17 protein-coding genes and 2 pseudogenes are annotated in these 18,483 nt (G+C 64.6%); 15 read left to right on the top strand and 4 right to left on the bottom strand.

The annotated features are described in order from the left end of the window. The first annotated feature begins 4 nt into the window (after nucleotides 1-4). Together P6U31_RS13965 and P6U31_RS13960 are read left to right on the top strand one after the other, a co-directional pair. Nucleotides 5-655 carry a response regulator gene (locus P6U31_RS13965; protein ID WP_407189015.1) on the top strand — a complete coding sequence of 217 codons (651 nt, stop codon included), beginning with the start codon at nucleotides 5-7 and terminating at the stop codon, nucleotides 653-655. A 112-nt stretch (nucleotides 656-767) separates the two neighbouring features. After that, nucleotides 768-1,073, top strand: coding sequence for a hypothetical protein (locus tag P6U31_RS13960; RefSeq protein ID WP_407189014.1), 306 nt, complete (start codon nucleotides 768-770; stop codon nucleotides 1,071-1,073). Nucleotides 1,074-1,110: 37 nt separating this feature from the next. On the opposite strand, the gene P6U31_RS13955 is transcribed toward P6U31_RS13960, so the two are convergent. Beyond that, entirely contained in the window at nucleotides 1,111-1,698 is a 588-nt protein-coding gene (locus P6U31_RS13955) for a TetR family transcriptional regulator (protein WP_407189013.1), read from the bottom strand. 450 nt (nucleotides 1,699-2,148) lie between these two features. Between P6U31_RS13955 and P6U31_RS13950 the strand changes: the two are divergent. Both P6U31_RS13950 and P6U31_RS13945 read left to right on the top strand, forming a co-directional pair. After that, nucleotides 2,149-2,531 (top strand): annotated as a pseudogene (locus tag P6U31_RS13950) (adenylosuccinate lyase); the annotation flags it as partial. 110 nt (nucleotides 2,532-2,641) lie between these two features. Then, nucleotides 2,642-3,814: a M20 aminoacylase family protein gene (locus tag P6U31_RS13945; protein ID WP_407189012.1), complete on the top strand. Its 1,173-nt coding sequence runs from the start codon at nucleotides 2,642-2,644 to the stop codon at nucleotides 3,812-3,814. A gap of 113 nt (nucleotides 3,815-3,927) precedes the next feature. Here P6U31_RS13945 and P6U31_RS13940 read toward each other — a convergent pair whose 3' ends face one another. Then, nucleotides 3,928-5,745 (bottom strand): caspase domain-containing protein, encoded by a 1,818-nt coding sequence (locus P6U31_RS13940; RefSeq protein ID WP_407189011.1) that lies wholly within the window; start codon nucleotides 5,743-5,745, stop codon nucleotides 3,928-3,930. A 343-nt stretch (nucleotides 5,746-6,088) separates the two neighbouring features. On the opposite strand from P6U31_RS13940, the gene P6U31_RS13935 reads away from it, so the two are divergent. Then, complete coding sequence (locus tag P6U31_RS13935; RefSeq protein ID WP_407189010.1) at nucleotides 6,089-7,261, top strand: beta-propeller fold lactonase family protein; 1,173 nt, start codon at nucleotides 6,089-6,091, stop codon at nucleotides 7,259-7,261. 139 nt (nucleotides 7,262-7,400) lie between these two features. On the opposite strand, the gene P6U31_RS13930 is transcribed toward P6U31_RS13935, so the two are convergent. After that, nucleotides 7,401-9,308, bottom strand: coding sequence for an acyl-CoA synthetase (locus tag P6U31_RS13930; RefSeq protein ID WP_407189009.1), 1,908 nt, complete (start codon nucleotides 9,306-9,308; stop codon nucleotides 7,401-7,403). Nucleotides 9,309-9,556: 248 nt separating this feature from the next. Between P6U31_RS13930 and P6U31_RS13925 the strand changes: the two genes are divergently transcribed. From P6U31_RS13925 to P6U31_RS13880, 10 genes and pseudogenes are all read left to right on the top strand, one after another. Further along, complete coding sequence (locus tag P6U31_RS13925; RefSeq protein ID WP_407189008.1) at nucleotides 9,557-10,651, top strand: SecDF P1 head subdomain-containing protein; 1,095 nt, start codon at nucleotides 9,557-9,559, stop codon at nucleotides 10,649-10,651. A 240-nt stretch (nucleotides 10,652-10,891) separates the two neighbouring features. Beyond that, entirely contained in the window at nucleotides 10,892-11,698 is an 807-nt protein-coding gene (locus tag P6U31_RS13920; RefSeq protein ID WP_407189007.1) for a Crp/Fnr family transcriptional regulator, read from the top strand. A 200-nt stretch (nucleotides 11,699-11,898) separates the two neighbouring features. Beyond that, nucleotides 11,899-12,696: a glutamate racemase gene (gene murI / locus P6U31_RS13915; protein WP_407189006.1), complete on the top strand. Its 798-nt coding sequence runs from the start codon at nucleotides 11,899-11,901 to the stop codon at nucleotides 12,694-12,696. A gap of 61 nt (nucleotides 12,697-12,757) precedes the next feature. Beyond that, nucleotides 12,758-13,531 (top strand): HpcH/HpaI aldolase family protein, encoded by a 774-nt coding sequence (locus P6U31_RS13910; RefSeq protein ID WP_407189005.1) that lies wholly within the window; start codon nucleotides 12,758-12,760, stop codon nucleotides 13,529-13,531. 34 nt (nucleotides 13,532-13,565) lie between these two features. Beyond that, nucleotides 13,566-13,804: pseudogene (locus tag P6U31_RS13905) on the top strand (cupin domain-containing protein); the annotation flags it as partial. A gap of 104 nt (nucleotides 13,805-13,908) precedes the next feature. Beyond that, the gene (locus P6U31_RS13900) at nucleotides 13,909-14,676 is read left to right on the top strand and encodes an acyltransferase (protein WP_407189004.1); all 768 of its coding nucleotides are present in this window, start codon (nucleotides 13,909-13,911) and stop codon (nucleotides 14,674-14,676) included. A gap of 200 nt (nucleotides 14,677-14,876) precedes the next feature. Beyond that, on the top strand, nucleotides 14,877-15,494 hold the full coding sequence (gene rpsD / locus P6U31_RS13895; RefSeq protein ID WP_407189003.1) for a 30S ribosomal protein S4: 618 nt from the start codon (nucleotides 14,877-14,879) through the stop codon (nucleotides 15,492-15,494). 114 nt (nucleotides 15,495-15,608) lie between these two features. After that, a complete protein-coding gene (locus P6U31_RS13890; protein ID WP_407189002.1) occupies nucleotides 15,609-15,836 on the top strand; it encodes a hypothetical protein in 228 nt (75 codons plus the stop codon). Then, nucleotides 15,815-16,117: a type II toxin-antitoxin system RelE/ParE family toxin gene (locus P6U31_RS13885; protein ID WP_407189001.1), complete on the top strand. Its 303-nt coding sequence runs from the start codon at nucleotides 15,815-15,817 to the stop codon at nucleotides 16,115-16,117. Before P6U31_RS13890 ends, P6U31_RS13885 begins: the two co-directional genes overlap by 22 nt. Before the next feature lie 38 nt (nucleotides 16,118-16,155). After that, nucleotides 16,156-17,223: a threonine aldolase family protein gene (locus P6U31_RS13880; RefSeq protein ID WP_407189000.1), complete on the top strand. Its 1,068-nt coding sequence runs from the start codon at nucleotides 16,156-16,158 to the stop codon at nucleotides 17,221-17,223. Here P6U31_RS13880 and P6U31_RS13875 read toward each other — a convergent pair whose 3' ends face one another. Then, nucleotides 17,224-18,483, bottom strand: coding sequence for a serine hydrolase domain-containing protein (locus P6U31_RS13875; RefSeq protein ID WP_407188999.1), 1,260 nt, complete (start codon nucleotides 18,481-18,483; stop codon nucleotides 17,224-17,226).

Genomic DNA, 18,483 nt, shown 5'->3' with positions numbered 1-18,483 from the left:
CGGCATGAGCGAGGTTGCAGCAACAGGCATCTCCGTGCTGCTCGTCGACGACCATCCGATCGTCCGGCAAGGCTATCGGCGCGTGCTGGAAAGCCAGGGCGATCTGCATGTCGTGGCGGAAGCCGACAACGCCGCGGACGCCTACGGCGCCTTCAAGGCGCACGAGCCCGATGTCGTCGTGCTCGATATCTCGATGCCGGGCGCGAGCGGGCTGGAGGCGATCCGCAACATCCGCGCGCGCAGCCCGCGGGCGCGGATCCTGGTCTTCACCATGCACAACGAGGCCGTGCTGGTGAAAGCCGCCTTCGGCGCCGGCGCCAGCGGCTTCGTCACCAAGAGCAGTGAGCCGTCCGCCGTGGTCGGCGCCATCCGCGCCGTCGCGCGCGGCGAGCGCGCCATGAGCGACGACATCGCGCATATCCTCGCCGAGGACAGTTTGTCGGCGGGCTCGGCGCTGGATCAACTGGGCGAACGCGAGATCGAGATCTTGCGCCAGTTCGCCGGCGGCGCCACCACCGAGCAGATCGCGGCGCATCTCAACCTGAGTGTGAAGACCGTGCAGAACTATCACTACCTGATCAAGACCAAGACCGGCGCGCGCACGGATGCGCAACTGGTGCGGCTCGCCGCGGCGTGCGGGCTGACGAGGATCTAAACGCAGAGCCGTCGCACCGTCTCGGTCCCTCGAAGCTTCTCAATCAGTCGAACGAAATTGGAACGGAGACCGTCCGGCGCCGGTTAACACGGCAATGAAGGAGTACAGGGTCATGAGTAAGGGTCATCACAAGACAGCCGACCATCCCCCGATCATCACGGTAGGCGAGCTCATCGACGAACTCTGCCGCCTGCCGGACACGGCCATCGTCCACTTCCGCTGCCCCATGTTCGACCAGGAGCTAACATTCTACCGCCTTCGAAAGCGGTCAAAGGACGCCGTCGAGATCGCGGTCAATGCATATCCGGAGAGCCCGCCGGTGGTGCCGTCGTCCGATGCTGCGCTCAACGCGCGACGGCACTCGGCATCTTCGCCGTCGCTGCGCGACGGCGCCCTTCTTCACAAAGCGAGAGGTTGACCGGCCCTACGGCGACTGGGTTCGAGTTCTCGTAGCCTCAGGCCGCCTTCAACCCGCGCAGCACCAGTGTAAGCGTCGCATCGACGCGCGCGGGCAGGTCGGCGTCCTTCCACTCGTCCGCATGGGCCGGATGGTGGAAGCGGCTGGTGGCATCGAAAATCGCGCGTGCCGTGATCTTGGCGTCAGCAACGTCAAACACGCCCTGCTTCACGCCGTCAGTCAGGATCGCCGCGATCTGCTCGATCATGGTGTCCTTGTGGCATTTGACGGCCGCGCAGGCCTCGCGCGCCAGCGTCAGATAAGTTTCGAACATCTCGGGGTCGTCGAGCACGCGCGAACGCTTGGCGGCGAACAGCGTGCGCAGCCAGCGCTCGAGCCTGGCCGGCGCCGGGCCCTGCTCCTCGGCGATCTGGCGCAGCGGTGCATCGATGCGGTCGAGCCAGCGTTTGGCGACGGCCTCGCGCAGCGAGGCCTTGCTCGGAAAATGGCGATAGACGCTGCCGTGGCTCACATCGAGCGCACGGGCAACGTCGACCACGGTGGCCTTCGCAAGTCCGTATCGCCTGAGCACGTCCTCGGTGACTTCGAGGATCCGCTCCGGCGTCAAGACGACTGCTTCATTCATGCCAGCACCATGTTCCCGTTCAGGGCTCAGTTACTCCGGCAGTAGGGCTGCTTCCGAAGCGCCCTGGCCGGTCGTTTCGGAAAGCCTATGCCTTAATGAGGCAGTTTTGCAGCCTGCGCCGCGATCTGGCGCGCCACCAGCAAATTGAGCCAATGCCCAATCACGCCGGTAAAATTGAGGATTTCGGTCGTCATCGTCTTAAGTCTCCATTCGTCCGCGGTCCCCGTTCTTCAATCGCCCTCCGATCCGATTCGGATGTCAGGCTCCCCGAGGCTTGTCGCGGGACGCCCAATCGGAGCGTCCGAGAACGGATATACACGTCTCGCTGACAGATTTCAATATCTGTCAGTCAATGATCCGTGATTGACAGTTAATATTTGCAGCGGGGCCCGCCGCCCCCCTGCCCAGCAGTCCGTTGGAAAGCTCGGCATCCATCGTTGCCTGCCGGGGCCAGACCGTTGGAACCCGGTGCTGTCGGAAAACCTCACCGGCCTCTCCCGCTGGTGCGCGCGCCTGTGTGACGCCGGCGCTGGAAACCTCCTGCTCTGGCACGAGCGCGACATCTCGCACTCCGCGGTCGAGCGCGTGATGGGTCCGGATTCCACCGTCACGCTCGACTTCGCGCTGGTGCGTCTCGTAGGCCTGATCGACAAGCTCCTGGTGTCCCCCCAACATGCAGAAGAACCTCGGCCGGCTCGGCGGCCTCGTGCCCGAAGAAGGACACCGAGGGGAAGAAATATCTCACCGACGCCGAGATCGAGGAGCAGTTCGACCTCGGCTATCACCTCAAGCATGGCGACACGATCTTCAAGCGCGTGTTCGGCGAGAGCTGAGCCCACGTCCGTAGCCCGGGTGAGCGTAGCGATAGCCGGGAAATCTCTTGCGAAAGATCCCGGATGTCGCTTTGCTCATTCGGGCTACAACAATCAAAAACGGATCACTCATGCCCATCGTCAACCGCGTTGCTGCTCTCTCCGACGAAATGGCCGCCTGGCGCCATGACTTCCACGAGAATCCGGAATTGCTCTACGAAGTCCACCGCACCGCCGGCATCGTCGCCGAGAAGTTGCGCGAGTTCGGCTGCGACGAGGTGGTGACCGGCATCGGCCGCACCGGCGTGGTCGGCGTGATCCGCGGTCGCAAGTCCAATTCCGGCAAGACCATCGGCCTGCGCGCCGATATGGACGCGCTGCCGATCATGGAAACCTCGGGCGTGCCCTATGCGTCGAAAGTCCCCGGCAAGATGCACGCCTGTGGCCATGACGGCCATACCGCGATGCTGCTGGGCGCGGCCAAATATCTCACCGAGACGCGCAATTTCGACGGCACCGCGATCATGATCTTCCAGCCCGCCGAGGAAGGCGGCGGCGGTGGCAAGGCCATGGTCGAGGACGGGTTGATGACGCGCTGGAACATCGAGGAGGTCTACGGCATGCACAACATGCCGGGCCTGCCGGAGGGGCACTTCGCCACCACGCCCGGCGCGATGCTCGCCTCCTCCGACAATATCCAGATCACGGTCTACGGCAAGGGCGGCCACGCTGGCGCGGGTCCGCACAAATCCGTCGACAGCGTGCTGATCGGCTCGCAGATCGTCAATGCGCTGCAATCGATCGTGGCGCGCAACGTCGATCCGCTCAAATCGGCGGTCATCTCGATCACGCAATTCCACTCCGGCACGGCCTTCAACATCATCCCCGAGGTCGCCGAGCTCGGCGGCACCGTGCGCACGCTCGACCCTGAAGTGCGCGATCTCGTCGAGCGCCGCATCGGCGAAGTCGCCGACAGCGTCGCGCGGGCCTATGGCGGCTCGGCCGAGACCAAGTACACGCGGATGTATCCCGTGACCATGAACCATGCGCGCGAAGCCGGCCTTGCCGCCGACGTCGCCCGCGACATCGTCGGCGCCGAACGCGTCAACGACAAGTTCATCCCGATGATGGGCGCCGAGGACTTCTCCTTCATGCTGGAGGCGCGTCCCGGCGCCATGGTGCTGGTCGGCATGGGCGACGGCAACGAGTGTCACCACCCGGCCTACGTCTTCAACGACAACATCCTCGGCCACGGCGCCTCGTTCTGGGCGCGGCTGGTCGAGACGCGGATGCCGGCAGGGTAGCGCCGGTCTCGCCCTCGTAGAGTGGCAAGGCGGAGCGCGCCCGCAACCCGCTCCGAAAATGCTGGGTACGGCGCTTCCCGCCTTTGCTTACCCTACGATTAGCTTGGCAAGAATCAATTGCACACCTCGTAATTGCCGCCGCCGCCATTTGTGCTGCCGCCGCCCCTTCCGAAAGCAACCGTGTTGCTCACAAGTTTGCATCCCGGCCGCACCGGCCGACAACCGGCAGAGTTGCAAATGATCTGTCCCGTCGCCTGCGGTTTTGATGGCGCAGCCTCGGTCTGCCGACGCTCCGTATCCCGCTTCTTCGAGTCCTCTCGCGTCGCGACCGGCTTCTTGTCCGGGATCTTCTCGCATTCATTGTCGTCGCCGACGCGGTAGCCGGCGCGGCAGGTGATCTTCACGCATTGATCACCATCGGCCTTGAAGCCGAAATTGCAGACCAGCGGGCAAACCCGGCCGGGCTTCGCCTTGAGCGCATCGAGCGCGTCGACGCTGGCAAGCTTCGCGTCGAACTGGGTGCCGGCGTATTTGTTGAACAGCATCAGCGAACGTTGCGCAGCCGAGGACCACTCGCCTTCCGGAGCCGCGGTGAGGCAGCCGACACGGCGCAACTCGCTCTGCACCGACTTCGCGAGGTCGGCCGCGGACAATGGCGCTGTCGACCCGGGCGACAGCGCCGCGACTTTTTGCTCGACTTCAGGCATCTGCCGATCGGCCGCCGGCTTTGTGCCCTGCTCGGCCCTCTCCGCAGCCTGCTTTGCGGCAAGCTCGGCCTTGGCTTTCTCCGCAGCCTGCTTCTCGGCCAGCGTCTTGGCAGCCGCCGCCTCTGCCGCCTTGCGCTCGCGTTCGGCCGCTTCAGCCTTCGCCTGCTCGATCTCCTTCTTCTTTTCGGCTGCGATCCGCGCCTCTTCGGCCGCCTTGGCGGCCGCGGCCGCCTTCTCCTGCTCCGCCTTCTGGGCGCGCTCGGCGATCAGCCTCGCCTTTTCCTGCTCGGCCGCCTTGGCCTTTTGCTCGGCCACCGCGCGCGTCTCCTCAGCGCCGATCTTATTCAGCTGCCCCTTGGCGAGATTGGCGTAGAAGCCGTCGGGATATGCTGCCAGAAATGCTTCCCAGGCGTCGCGCGTCGCAAGCTGGAGCGCGAGTTCGTAGTCCCTGCGGATGGCGTCCTGCGGATTTGCCTGGGGACCCGTTGCGGCTTGCTTCACGACGAGAGGAACGTCGTCACCTCCGAGCGAACCATAGACATAGGGCTCCTGCTTGTAGCCGGTCGCCTTCAGCACATCGTCGCGGACGAAGCCGAAGGCCTTGCGCAGGTCGAGGCCAGGCTTCGGCAGGTGCTCGACCAGCGCGGCAGCGAACGGGCTGTTTCTGGCATCGCCGTCCGATGCGGTCGATCCCGCCTTCGCGGCAAAGGCAATCATGGTATTGGGGCTGGTCGGCTCGACCTTCGCGAGGCCGCGTCCGATCGCGCGCGAGGCCAGCGTGCGTTTCATCGTTTTCGCGAACGGATTGTCGCGGCACGCATCCAGGATGATCAGGCGCAGCTGCTTGGCCGGCTCGACCGCGAACAGTGCTCGTTCGACCGGGATGGTCTCGTCGAGAACGTCGCCGTCGGTCTCCAGCGTGGCGTCGGTCGGAATGAGGTAATTGTTGCCGTCGAGCTCGATGCCGTGACCGGCGTAATAGATCACCGCCATGTCCGCTTCGCGCGTTCTGCCGGCGAACTCGCGCAGCATGCGACGCATCTCGCTTGCACTGAGATCCAGCCTCACGTCGACGGAATCGAAGCCGGCCTTCTTGAGCATGCCACCGACGAGGGTGGCGTCGTTGACGGGATTACCGAGCTTCGGTGCGCTCTTGTAGGCCGAATTGCCGATCACGAGCGCCACCCGTCGGTCGGCATGCGCCGGTCCGCAGGTAAGTCCCATCGCCAACATCAACAAAGCAAAGAGCCGAAACGGAATCACTTGCGTCCCCCCGGATGCAATTCCATGAGACTATTCGGTAGGATGGCCGATTGCCAATGTTTCCAATGTGATATCCATCACATAGAAGCTTTCGACGGCGATATGGCTAATGCAGCAAGGCGCGGCCTGCCGTCGAGTCCGCGAGCGAAGCATCGCCCTCGGCACGAGCGGCTTGTAATTCCGGTCGGCGACGGCTCGCGTCGAACCGGGATTCAGCAACACGGTGGCGGATCTCCGTTTCCCGGCATAAGCTGGCGCGATCGGTCCGCAGAGGCCGAGCGACAATCTTCGGGAGGATGCCAAGATGCCGGCCCACCAAGCCGTGAAGTTGTCTTTCGCGGCCATGATCCTGTTCGGTGCTGCAAGCTTCAACGCTGCGCAGGCAAAGCCATTGATGATCGTCGGCCTCGACGAAAAGGTCCTATGGGACGACAGCGGCAAGCCGATTTTGTCGCCGCCAGGCAAGGATCATGTCCTGATCGTCGATCTCGCAACTCCCGAAACTCCGAAAATCCTCGCGTCCCTGCCCCTGAAGAACTCGGTGGTGGGACCACCCGTCAATGTCGCGATCGACCCGACCGGGACGATCGCGCTGGTGGCCGACTCCGTCGACATCGTCAAAGAGGGCGACGGGCTCAAGCAGGTGCTCGACAACAAGATCTATGTCATCGACCTCAAGGCCGATCCGCCCAAGCTGGCGGCCACGCTGACCGGTGGCAAGCAGCCGTCCGGGCTGAGCTTCAGCCCCGACGGCAAGATGGCGCTTGTCGCCAATCGTGGAGACAATTCAATCAGCGTGCTTTCGGTCAGCGGCACCGACGTCAAGATCGTCGACACCGTCTCCATGCCGGATAGTGTGGCGCACGTAACGTTCACGCCGGACGGCAAGCGCGCGCTCGCCGCCCGCTTTCCCGCCCATAAGATCTCCATTCTGGACGTTGCGGGCGACAAGGTCTCCTACAACAAGATTGACCTGCCCGCTGGCCAGTGGCCCTACAACGTCGAGGTCGCGCCGGGTGGGAAGATCGCCCTGACCTCGGACAACGGCAATGCCGGCGCCTCTGACGGCAGCGTCGACACGGCCAGCGTCATCGACCTCGAAGCCAATCCGCCGCGCATCATCGACCGCGTGGTGGTCGGCGATGGACCGGAGGGCTTGGCCATAAGCCCTGCGGGCGACGTCGCCGTTTCCGTGATTCTTCGCGGCTCCAACGCGAAGAATGCCTATTTCCACGAAATGAACGGCAGCATCACGGTGTTGAAGCTCGACGGCAAGAAAGTCACCAAGACCCAGGAGATCGAGGTCGGCGGTCTGCCCGAAGCAGCGGTGTTTACGCCCGACGGCAAGTATCTTCTCGTCGGCAATTATCTGACCGAGGATTTTTCGATCCTCAAGGTCGACGGCAGCAAGGTCACGGATACGGGAAAGCGCTTTCAGGTGCCTGGCCATCCCGCCTCCGCGAGGATGGGCCCCTAGAGCATGATCCGGAAAAGCGTGAAGCAATTCTCCGAAACGAGCATGCTCACGTGACCGCCTCAAGCGCGGTGAGGATTCAACCTGAATCCCATCGCGCTTGCTGGTTCGCCTGTCGACCTCCCGCCGGCACTGCTGTCGCTTAGACTTGCACCACCTCGTGCCGCATCACGAACGGCGCGAGGAGCTTATGCACCTCGTCCGCGACGGCCTCGCGCATATCGGCCGGCACGCCGGCGATCGTCACCGTCGCGATCGACCCGTGGCTGCCATGGGCGCCGACCTTGACCTTGCAGTCGATGCCGCGCTCGACCAGCGGCGCGAGCACCTTGGTGAACACGCGCTCGGCCGCGTCCCAGCGCAGCTGCGGCTTGAACACCTTGCCGACGCCGGTGACCGGCATCGGATCGATCGGAATCACCTGCACCGGAACGGCGGCGCGCTCGGGCGTGCGCTCGCGCACCCACGCCTCGAGCTCGCCCGGCTGAACGGTCGCGCCGGGCTTCAATTGCACATATCCCACCGGCAACTCGCCGGCATAGGCGTCGGGCTGGCCGACGACGGCGGCGAAGCCGACCGCGGGATGGCGGAACATGATCTCCTCGATCGGTGCCGGGTCGATGTTATGGCCGCCGCGGATGACGAGATCCTTGGCGCGGCCCGTGATCCAGAGATAGCCGTCGGCATCGAGACGGCCGAGATCGCCGGAATTGACCCAGACCTCGTCGACGAAGGCACCCTTGTTGTGCTCGTCATTGAGATAGCCGCTGAACACGCCGGGACCCGCCATGATGACGACGCCGATTTCGTCCGGCTTGCAGTCGCGGACCAGGCGGCCATCGGCGTCGAGCTGCACGATGCGCACGCGCGCATAGGGCATCGGCAGCCCGACCGAGCCGAGCCGGATCGGCCGGCCGGGATAAGCGAGCGTGTGCACGCTCGATGTCTCAGTCATGCCGTAGACCTCGATCACCGGCAGCTTCAGCTTGTCCTGAATCGCCGAGCCCACGGCAACCGGGATCGCCGAGCCGCCGCCGGCGGCATATTTCAGGCTGGAGATATCTGCATTGCCTGGCGGCACCCCGAGCGTCGCGGCCAGCACCGTCGGCACGCTCGATAGCGCTTCGGGCTTGAAGCGCTCGACGAGCTGCCAGATGTTCTTCACCGCATTCGGATTGCGCCACCCGCTCGGCGACAGCACGACCAGCGAGCTGCCGCTCGACAGTGTCGTCAGCACCTGTGTCAGCGATCCCCCAACGTGAAACAGCGGCATGCCGAACAAGAGATTGGCGCCGGGCTTGCCCTTCAGCAGCAGATTGAGCGCCCAGGCCTGATAGACTTGGTTGGCATGGGTATGCCGCACCAGCTTCGGCGTGCCGGTGGTGCCGCCGGTGTGGAAATAGGCGGCGATATCACTGCCGAGAATCTTGCGCCCGCTGACAAGCCGGTCCGACGGCTGCTGCTTGATCAGATCGTTGAAAGCGAAGATGCCCTTGTCCGGATCGCCGCCGCCGAACACCTGCACGATCGCCTTGAGGTGCTTGAGCTGCGGGCGGATCTGCTCGACCTTCTGCCAGATGTCGGTGCCCGGCATGGGCCCAAGCGCCACCAGGATCTTGGTTTTGGCAGCTTCCAGGATTTCCGCAATCTGGTGCGGCTCGAGCAGCGGATTGACGGGATTGGCGATGCCGGCGGCCTCCGCACCGAACAGCGTCACGAAGGCATCGGGCACCAGCGGCAGCATGAAGCTGATGACATCGCCCTTCTCCGCGCCGAGCGCATGAAACATGTTGGCGGCCTGCGTGACGCGCGCGATGAAATCGCGGTACGTCACCACCAGCGGCGTGTCGGCGGGATCAGCGTTTTGCAGAAACTGGATCGCCGCCCCGTCGGGGTTGCGCTCAGCGCCCAGCTTGATGGCGTCATAGGTGCTCGCGGCCGCAACGCGTTCTGCGTAAGGGACCTGCTCAAAGGCCCGCACCTCCGCATCGGTTAGAAGTTCAGGATAGTCGCTGGCGATGAGCCGATCGAGCGCGTGGATGCCCGCCATGGAATTCCGTCCTCCCTCAGGTTCACCTCCCGCCTCCTGTCTTTTGACATTTCGGTTCGACGGGACGCCGACCGATGACCGGTCGAAGCGCGGACAGAATGATGGATGATTTGGCGTTCGTCCATTCCCTAACGCTGCGGGAATCGAACCCGGCTTGGATGGCGATTGAACCTCCGCGCCGGATCCGGGGACCAAGAACAAGCATTGGATTCGTCTGCCAGCGTCCTGCCGCAAGACTTGAGGTGATTATGACCACGTCCCCGCGGCATCGCTCTCCTCGGCCATTTGCCGCGCGCGCGATGGCATCGATGATCATAGTAGTGGCGATCATCCTGCCTTGCACCGCGCTCGCCGACAGCCAGTTCGACAAGATGCGCGCCAAGATCGCGGCCTTCGTCGCCGACAAGATGGAGAAGCTGGGCGGCTCGCGCATCATCTACAAGGTGGACCGCGACGGCTTGCGCGAGAGCGTCGTCACGGATTTGCGCGACGATGTTTACAAGACGCTGCGCGAAGGCAAGATTGCCTTTTCCGATCTTGCGATCCGTGACGGCGGCGTCGACGTCAGGATCGCCGACGCCAAGGGCCGCGAACAACTCGTGCGCAAGCTCGCAGCGGCCGCGGAGGGATTACCGTCGCATGCGCTCACCGTGAGCGACGGCGGCGACGGATTGCTCAGGCTCGCTCCGACCGACGCCGCCTTCGCCGCGCGGCTGCACGATCTCGTCGAAGATTCCATTGCCATGATCGAGCAGCGCCTCAAGGACGCCGGCGTCAAGTTCGCCAGCGTCCAGCCCGAGGGAACGGATCGCATTCGGATCTTCCTGCCTGGTATGATGGAGCCCGAACCGATCACCGCGATGTTGGCCAGGAAGGTCAAGGTCGGCTTCCGCCTGGTCGATCTCTCGATGCCGGCGGAGCAGGCGCAATCCGGCACGCCGCCCGCAGGCACGGAAGTCCTGCTCGGCTTCAAGGACGACAAGCCCTATCTCGTCGCCAAGGACAGCGCGCTCGAAGGCGACGACATCAGCTATGCGGGTCCCGGATTTGCGAGCGGCACGAAGGAGCCGATCGCCTCGTTCCGCTTCAACGGCCGTGGCACGCGGCGCTTCGCCCATATCACCGCGGAGAACGTCGGAAGACCGTTTGCCATCGTCATCGAGGACAAGGTGATCTCCGCCCCCGTGATCCGCGAGCCGATCACCGGCGGCTCGGGCCAGATCTCCGGAAACCTGACACTCGAAGAAGCCAACTCAGTCGCCATGATGCTGCGCGCCGGTTCGCTCCCGGGGCATCTCGGCCTGATCGAGCAGCAGGTCGTGCAGCCCGCCGCCAAGCCGTAAGCCGAAGATCGTCCGACGTCCCTGCCTGGGGCCTCCAATCCCCTCCGCGGCGCCGAATCACGGCCGCGCTGTGGCCAGATGCGCAACTTACGGGCAATTGCCGAAATGCCCGATCGGGCTAAAATTTGCCTCTTGCGACTTGGCGGCCGAAGGCTTCATTTCAGGCGGCCGTCATGCGATTTCGGCTATACGTGTCGAGCATACCGACCAGGACTGAAGGCCTTACGCGGGGTTAGTACCATGCCGTCCGGCAGCGCAGACATTTCCTCGATCCTCGACCGCATTCTCGACGCGGCCACGGACAATCTCAGGATCGCGAAGATCCTGGTGCAGATGGGCCTCGATCCCAACGACGTCACCTACGACGCGATCTTCAACCGGCTGCTGGAGATCTTCGTCCACAACATCACCTTCGCGAATCTGTTCGCCGTGGTCGGGGCCGGCTTCTTTGTCGCCACGCTGTTGATGCGAACGATGGTGCCACTGCGCGTCGCCAACATGATCGGATGCGTGTTTTTCGCCCTCTTCGGCGCGCTCTCCGCCAATGTCGCGACGTTCCTGCTCTATCTGCTGATGCTTCCGATCAACGCCCTGCGCCTGCGGCAGATGCTCAAGCTGGTCAAGAAGGCGCGTCATGCGGCCGAAGGCGACATGTCGATCGAGTGGCTCAAGCCGTTCATGACCGAGCGCAGATATCGCCGCGGCGACACGCTGTTCAAGCTCGGCGATCCCGCCAAGGAGATGCTGCTCACCGTCACCGGCAAGTTCCTGGTCAAGGAGATCAATGTCGAGATCCTGCCGGGCGCGCTGATGGGCGAGCTCGGCTTCCTGACGCCGGACAACCGCCGCACCGGCACGATCGAATGCATCGAGGACGGACAGGTGCTGACGATCACCTATGACCGGCTGCTCGAGATCTACTTCCAGGATCCGCAGTTCGGCTATTATTTCCTGGTGCTGACCAGCCAGCGCCTGCTGCAGAACATCGACCGCTTGCAGAAGCAGCTGGCAACCGCGCAGGCGGCGACGACGAACAGGATCGCCTGACCGTGGGCGGCGAGGGCCCATGCCTCTGACACGTCAAAACCCCGGAGTTTTGCGGACACGTCCGGCCCGCGGTGCAGCATCGCCGCGGATTGCGGGAAGATGCGGCCATTTGCGAAATTAACGGCTCCAGATCGCGCAAGCCGCCGCCGCAAAAACGCCCTAAAAACCGAATGGTAACCATGAGGGGCTAGGGTAATGGCGTGACCAATTCTCCGACGATCCTGGTGTTCGATTCCGGCCTTGGCGGGCTCACGGTGCTCCGCGAGGTCGTGGCTGCGCGGTCCGACGCGCACTTTGTCTACGTCGCCGACGACGCCTTCTTCCCTTATGGCCACCACAGCGAGGACGAGATCATCGCCCGTGTCGTGCCGCTGATGGGGGAGCTGATCGGCACCCATGATCCCGACCTCGTCGTCATCGCCTGCAACACGGCATCCACCCTGGTCCTGTCTCACTTGCGGGCTGCCTATTCGGTGCCCTTCGTCGGCACCGTGCCGGCGATCAAGCCGGCCTGCGCGCAGTCGAAGACCCGTCGCGTCTCGGTGCTCGGCACCAAGGGCACGGTGAAGCGCGAATACACCAAAGCTCTGATCCGCGATTTCGCGCAAGGTTGCGAGGTGACGCTGGTCGGCTCGCCCGAGCTTGCCTCGCTCGCCGAGGCTGCGCTTGGCGGCAATCCGATCAGCGACAGCGACATCCTTGCCGAGCTCGCTCCCTGCTTCGTCGGCGATGCCGAGGACGCCGGCGCACGCACCGACACGGTCGTGCTCGCCTGCACCCATTATCCGCTGCTGCTCGACCGGCTGAAGCGGCTGGCTCCCTGGCCGGTCGACTGGATCGATCCGGCGCCTGCGATCGCCCGCCGCGTCTCGGATCTGCTCGGTCCTCGCACAGGCGCCATCGCGCAGTCCGGGGCCGAGATGATCTTCACCTCGAACCGCGTGCACGGGCTTTCGGCGACGCTGACGCCGTTCTTCGGCGGTCGCGCGCTGGCCTGACCTTGCGCCTCGGCGCCGCGCTGCTAGGTTTTGCCGTCGCCACCCAGCCGCAGGCCCTTCCATGCCGGTCCCGTCCACGCCACTCAACCGTCTTCGCCAGCTCTGGCGCGAGGGGCGCCCCGCCTTCGGCGCGATCGCGACCATTCCGAGCGTGCAGATGGTGCAGATCATGGCGCGCTCGCTCGACTGGATCATCGTCGATCTCGAACACGGCCCGATCGGGCTGACCGAAGCCCACGCGATGATCGCCGCGACCACCGGCACGCCGTGCACGCCGCTGGTGCGGATCGCCGCGAACGAGCCGTGGCTGGCGAAAGCGCCGATGGATATCGGCGCCTTCGGCATCAACTTCCCGATGATTACGAGCCGCGCGGATGCCGAGAAAGCGGTGCGCAGCGTCCGCTATCCGCCGCGCGGCGATCGGCTCTGGGGCCCGTTCCACGCGCCGTTCCGCTGGGGCCAGTCGATGCCGGACTACATGGCCGCCGCCGACGACGAGATGATCTGCATGATCACCATCGAACATGTCGAGGCGGTCGACCGCATCGACGAGATCATGGCGACCCCCGGCATCGACGTCGCGGTCATCGGCCCCGGCGATCTCGCCACCTCCATCAACAAGCGCGGCCAGATGGACGATCCGGAGTTGCTCGAGCTGATCGCGCGCGCCGAGGCCGGCATCCTCAAAAGCGGCGTGCCGATTGGCGGCGTCGCCCGCACCGCCGACCAGGCCAACGCCCTGATCGACCGCGGCTATCGCGCCATCGCACTCGGCTTCGACTGGTCGCTATTTCAGCGCGGTATCATGACCGCGTTCGACGGGATCAAGCGCTGAGCAGGCCGATTGCCCACCTTGCCGGGGACAGAGGCCCTCTGGCGGCGCCGCCGGCCGCCATGCCCATCCGGGAATCGAGACCGGCTATCTGCTCGAACGCGAGCTGAATCTTCTCATCGACGGACGGCCGGAGAAGACCCTCAAGGGCCGGATTCCTATTAGATCCCGGCCGGCGTCGTGCACGATGCCAAGGCTCATGGCCATAAGGCCATGAAAGTGCTTGAATTTTACGTTGTGGACAAGACCAAGCCGCTGGCCTCCCCGGCGCCCTGATGGCGAACCGACTGGCCCCATCCGGGTTGGTCCGTGCTAGAGCAGGCAGCGAGCGGGACATCCGCTCGCTGCACATTTTTTGATCCGCGGGAACCGGAAGAGCGATGCGCGGGAAGCCAAAGACCATTTCGCTGCCGCGTCGCCTGATTTGCGACCTCATGCACGCATCAACGGACGTGCCGTTCGTGTCGCTGTCGCGTTCCCTCCATATCCGCCCCCTGCTGGAGGCCCGCGCCGGCGCCGCCGCGCCGGCCGGCTGGGCGGCGATGTTCGTCAAGGCCTTCGCCCTGGTGGCCAGGGAGGAGCCGATCCTGCGCACCGTCTACGCCAAATGGCCCCGGCCCATGTTCTACGAGCTGCCGACAAGCGTCGCGCTGGTGGCCATTGCCCGGGTCGAAGATGGCGAGGAATGCGTGATGCCGCAGCGAATCGCGGCACCCGAAGCCCTGCCGCTGGCGGCGGTCGATGCCGAGATTCGGCGCGCCAAGACGGCACGGATCGCTGAGATACCCATGTTCCGCAAGATCATGCGGGCAACCCGCCTGCCGCTGCCGTTGCGGCGGCTGTCCTGGGCGATCGGGCTGAATTTCGGCCGGCAACGGGGCAATTGGTTCGGCAGCTTCGCAGTGAGCTCGGTGGCCGCCTATGGCGGCGGCGAGCTCCATCCCGTCACGCCGGGCCCCTACATCGTCAGCTATGGGGTGGTCGAACCCGACCAGACCATCCACGTCGTGATCCGCTGGGATCACCGGGTCACGGACGCTGCCCCCATCGCACGGGTCCTGACCCGGCTTGAACAGGTCCTGAACACTGAAATCGCTGCCGAATTGCGGGCAGCCGGCCCCAAGCCGATCCGGGCGGTCCGGACCTGATTCCGGGACCATTCGCATTGACAGCGAACCCCGAACTCCCCTAAAAGCCGCCTGCTCGCGGGCCGATTTCGGCCCGCGAAGCGTTTCGCGACCCGTGGTCTAGTCCCTTCAAGCTTTGGGGATCGGACCTGTCGGTGCCGGGATCATCCCGTCACACAGGAGGGCGCGTTTCCTCAAACCTTGCAACCGAAGAGGACGCGATGACTAAGCGCAGTGAGGCGAAGTACAAGATCGATCGCCGTATGGGCCAGAACATCTGGGGCCGCCCGAAGAGCCCCGTGAACCGCCGCGAATACGGCCCCGGCCAGCACGGCCAGCGCCGCAAGGGCAAGCTCTCCGATTTCGGCGTGCAGCTGCGCGCCAAGCAGAAGCTGAAGGGCTACTACGCCAACATCAGCGAGCGTCAGTTCCACGGCATCTATGTCGAGGCGAGCCGCCTCAAGGGTGACACCGGCGAGAACCTGATCGGCCTCCTGGAGCGTCGTCTCGACGCTGTCGTGTACCGCGCCAAGTTCGTCTCGACGATCTTCGCCGCCCGCCAGTTCATCAACCACGGCCACATCAAGGTGAACGGCCGCAAGGTCAACATCTCGAGCTACCAGCTCAAGGTCGGCGACGTGATCGAGGTCAAGGAAGCCTCCAAGCAGCTCGCCCACGTGCTCGAAGCCAGCCAGCTCCCCGAGCGCGAGGTCCCCGACTATCTCGAAGTCGACCACGGCAAGATGACCGCGAAGTACACCCGCGTTCCCGGCCTCTCCGACGTGCCGTTCCCGGTGCAAATGGAGCCGCATCTGGTCGTCGAATTCTATTCGCGCTAATAGCTTCGGCAGATCGACGCTCAAAGGCCCCGGGTTTCGGGGCCTTTTTGTTTGAGCCGACCATTCCCCTCTCTCAGGCCATCTGTGTTATGATTGCACATCGCGGAGTTGAGCATGACTCGTCTTCTGGAAGAGGCCTTCAACAGGGTTTCCGGCCTGCCCGATTCGGAGCAGGACGAACTGGCGCGCGCCCTGCTTGAGCTTGCCGGCGTCGAGCAGCCGCCGATCCAGCTGACAGCAGCGGAGGAGGCGGATCTCGCCGACGCCGAGGTCGAAATCGCCCGCGGCGAGCTGGCGAGTGCCGACGAAGTCCGCGCAATGTGGGCCAAGCACGGGCTGTGAAGGTCCGCTACACGAAGCGGGCGCTCGCCCAAATCGACCAAGTTCTGACCTACGTCGAGGCGCACTCGCCCCAAGGCGCAGGTCACATGCGCGACCGCATCATCGCTCTCGTTGCTTTGCTAGAGGCCTACCCTTACGCAGGGCGAACAACTACGCGTGCATACGTCCGTCGCTTGCCCATCAACCCTTATCCCTATCTGATCGATTATCGTGTGACCGCGACAGAAATCGTTATTATGCGGTTTCGTCACGCTGCTCGGCGTCCACCCAGAACTCGCTGACTGCGAGCGAGTACCATTCCCTTCAAGGAGCAAAGTTGATGCTCTACACCCCTCCCCCCGTCGATCCGAAGGCGCCGCCGGTGCGCATCAATCTGCTGTCGGACACGCAGACCAAGCCGACGGCGGGGATGCGCGAGGCGATGGCGCGCGCCGAGGTCGGTGACGAGCAGGTCGGCGACGATCCGACCGTGAACGCGCTGTGCGAGCGCGTGGCCGATCTGCTCGGCAAGGAAGCCGCGGTCTACATGCCCTCGGGCACCATGTGCAACGTCACTGCGACGCTGGTGCATTGCCGCCCCGGCGACGAGATCCTCGCCCACGAGACCGCGCACATCATCGCCCGCGAAGGCGGCGCGCATGCCGCGATCGGCGGCTTCCAGGTCACCCAGCTCAAGGGCGAGGGCGGCCAGTTCACGCCGGAGACCTTTCGCAAGGCGCTGCACCCACGCACGCGCTACCAGCCGCCGCAGACCGTCGTCAGCGTCGAGCAGACCGCCAATATCGGCGGCGGCACGATCTGGAAGAAGGCCGCGCTCGACGAGATCGTCGCGATCGCCAAGCAGCACGGCCTCGTCACTCACATGGACGGCGCACGCCTGCTCAACGCCACCGTCGCAAGCGGGATCTCCCCGCGTGACATGACCGCAGGCTGGGATTCGGCCTGGATCGACTTCTCGAAGGGGCTGGGCGCGCCGATCGGCGGCGTGCTCGCGGGCTCGCGCGCCTTCATCGACGCGGTCTGGCAGTGGAAGCAGCGGCTCGGCGGCTCGATGCGGCAGGCCGGAATCTGCGCCGCCGCCTGCATCTACGCGCTCGATCATCATGTCGAGCGTCTTGCCGACGACCACGCCAATGCGCGCGCACTCGCCCGCGGGCTGTCGCAGATTGCGGGCATCGAGGTGCAGGAGCCCGAGACCAACCTGGTGTTCTTCAAGCCGGACGGCGCCGGCATTCCCGGCGACAAGATGGTCGCAGCGCTGCGCCAGCGCGGCGTCACGCTGGCGATGATGGATGGCCGCATCCGCGCCTGCACGCATCTCGACGTCGATGCGAGCCAGGTCGAGGAGACGATCGGATACGTCAGAGAGATCGTGCGCGGGGCATAGCTACCGCCCCATGGCCTGATAGATCAGCGTCTTCAACGCCAGCTGAATCCGGCCACGCTGCGACGGTGTCTGCGCCATGAAGATCCCGAACAGATCGTCTTCGGGATCGATGAAGAAGAACGTTCCGCCGACGCCATCCCAGCGATATTCGCCGAGCGGCCACGACGTGCCCGGCGGTACGGAAGTGCGCACGGCAAAGCCGAGGCCGAAGCCGGAGCTGGCGCCCGGATAATAGGACTGGTCGCGCGCGATCTTGGTTTCGGGTCCGATATGATCCGAGGCCATCAGTGCAACCGTCTCGGGCTTGAGATAGCGGCGTCCCTCGTACGTGCCGCCATTCAGCAGCATCTGCGCGAACCGCGCATAGTCGCCGACCGTGCCGACCATGCCGGCGCCGCCCGATTCCCAGATCGTGGGGCGTCTGATGTCACGCACCTGCGTCGTCGGGCTGATGCTGCGGTCCTCCGGCATCGGCTCGGCGATGCGGAGAAACTTGGCGGGATCGGCGACGTAGAACGCGGTCTCGGTCATGCCGAGCGGATCGAGCAATCTTTCCTTTTCGAACTGGAACAGCGTCTTGCCCGACACCACCTCGACGACGCGGCCGAGCACGTCGGTGGCAAAGCCGTAATTCCACACCGTGCCCGGCTGCTCGGCGAGCGGCATCGTCGTCACTTTCGCGACGAAATCGGCATTGGACAGCTCGCTATTGAACAGGTCGGCCACGGCATAGAGCTCGCGCACCGCGCCGCCGCCATAGGCGCCGTAAGGCAGGCCCGCGGTATGACGCAGCAGGTCCTTGATCGTGACGGGACGCTCAAGCGGCTCCAGCGTCAGCGCAACCTTGCCGCCCCTGGTGCTCTCGACGCCGACCTTCATATCGGCAAAGGCCGGAATGTACTTTGCGACGGGATCATCGAGCGCGAGCTTGCCGTCTTCGACCAGCATCATCGCCATCACCGACGTGATCGGCTTCGACATCGAATAGAGGCGGAAGATCGTGTCCGCGCTCATCGACAGCTCGGTGGCGACGTCGCGGATGCCGAAATTGGCGTAATAGACCGGCTTGCCGTGTTGCTGGAGCAGCAGGATGGCGCCAGGGATCTTGCCGGTCGCGACCTCGCTCCTGATGTAGTCGGAGACCTTTGCCAATCCCTCCGGCGAGAAACTGCGGGCAGCGCGTTCCTCGGCACCGGCCGTCGCACCGACCACGGCAAACAGAATAGCGAGCGCCGCGATCAGCGCGCGGCGCCCACCCAT

Origin of the sequence: Bradyrhizobium centrosematis (assembly GCF_045571495.1) — a bacterium.
In the GTDB taxonomy this organism is placed as follows: domain Bacteria; phylum Pseudomonadota; class Alphaproteobacteria; order Rhizobiales; family Xanthobacteraceae; genus Bradyrhizobium; species Bradyrhizobium centrosematis.
This window is presented reverse-complemented; position numbering and strand designations above follow the sequence as displayed.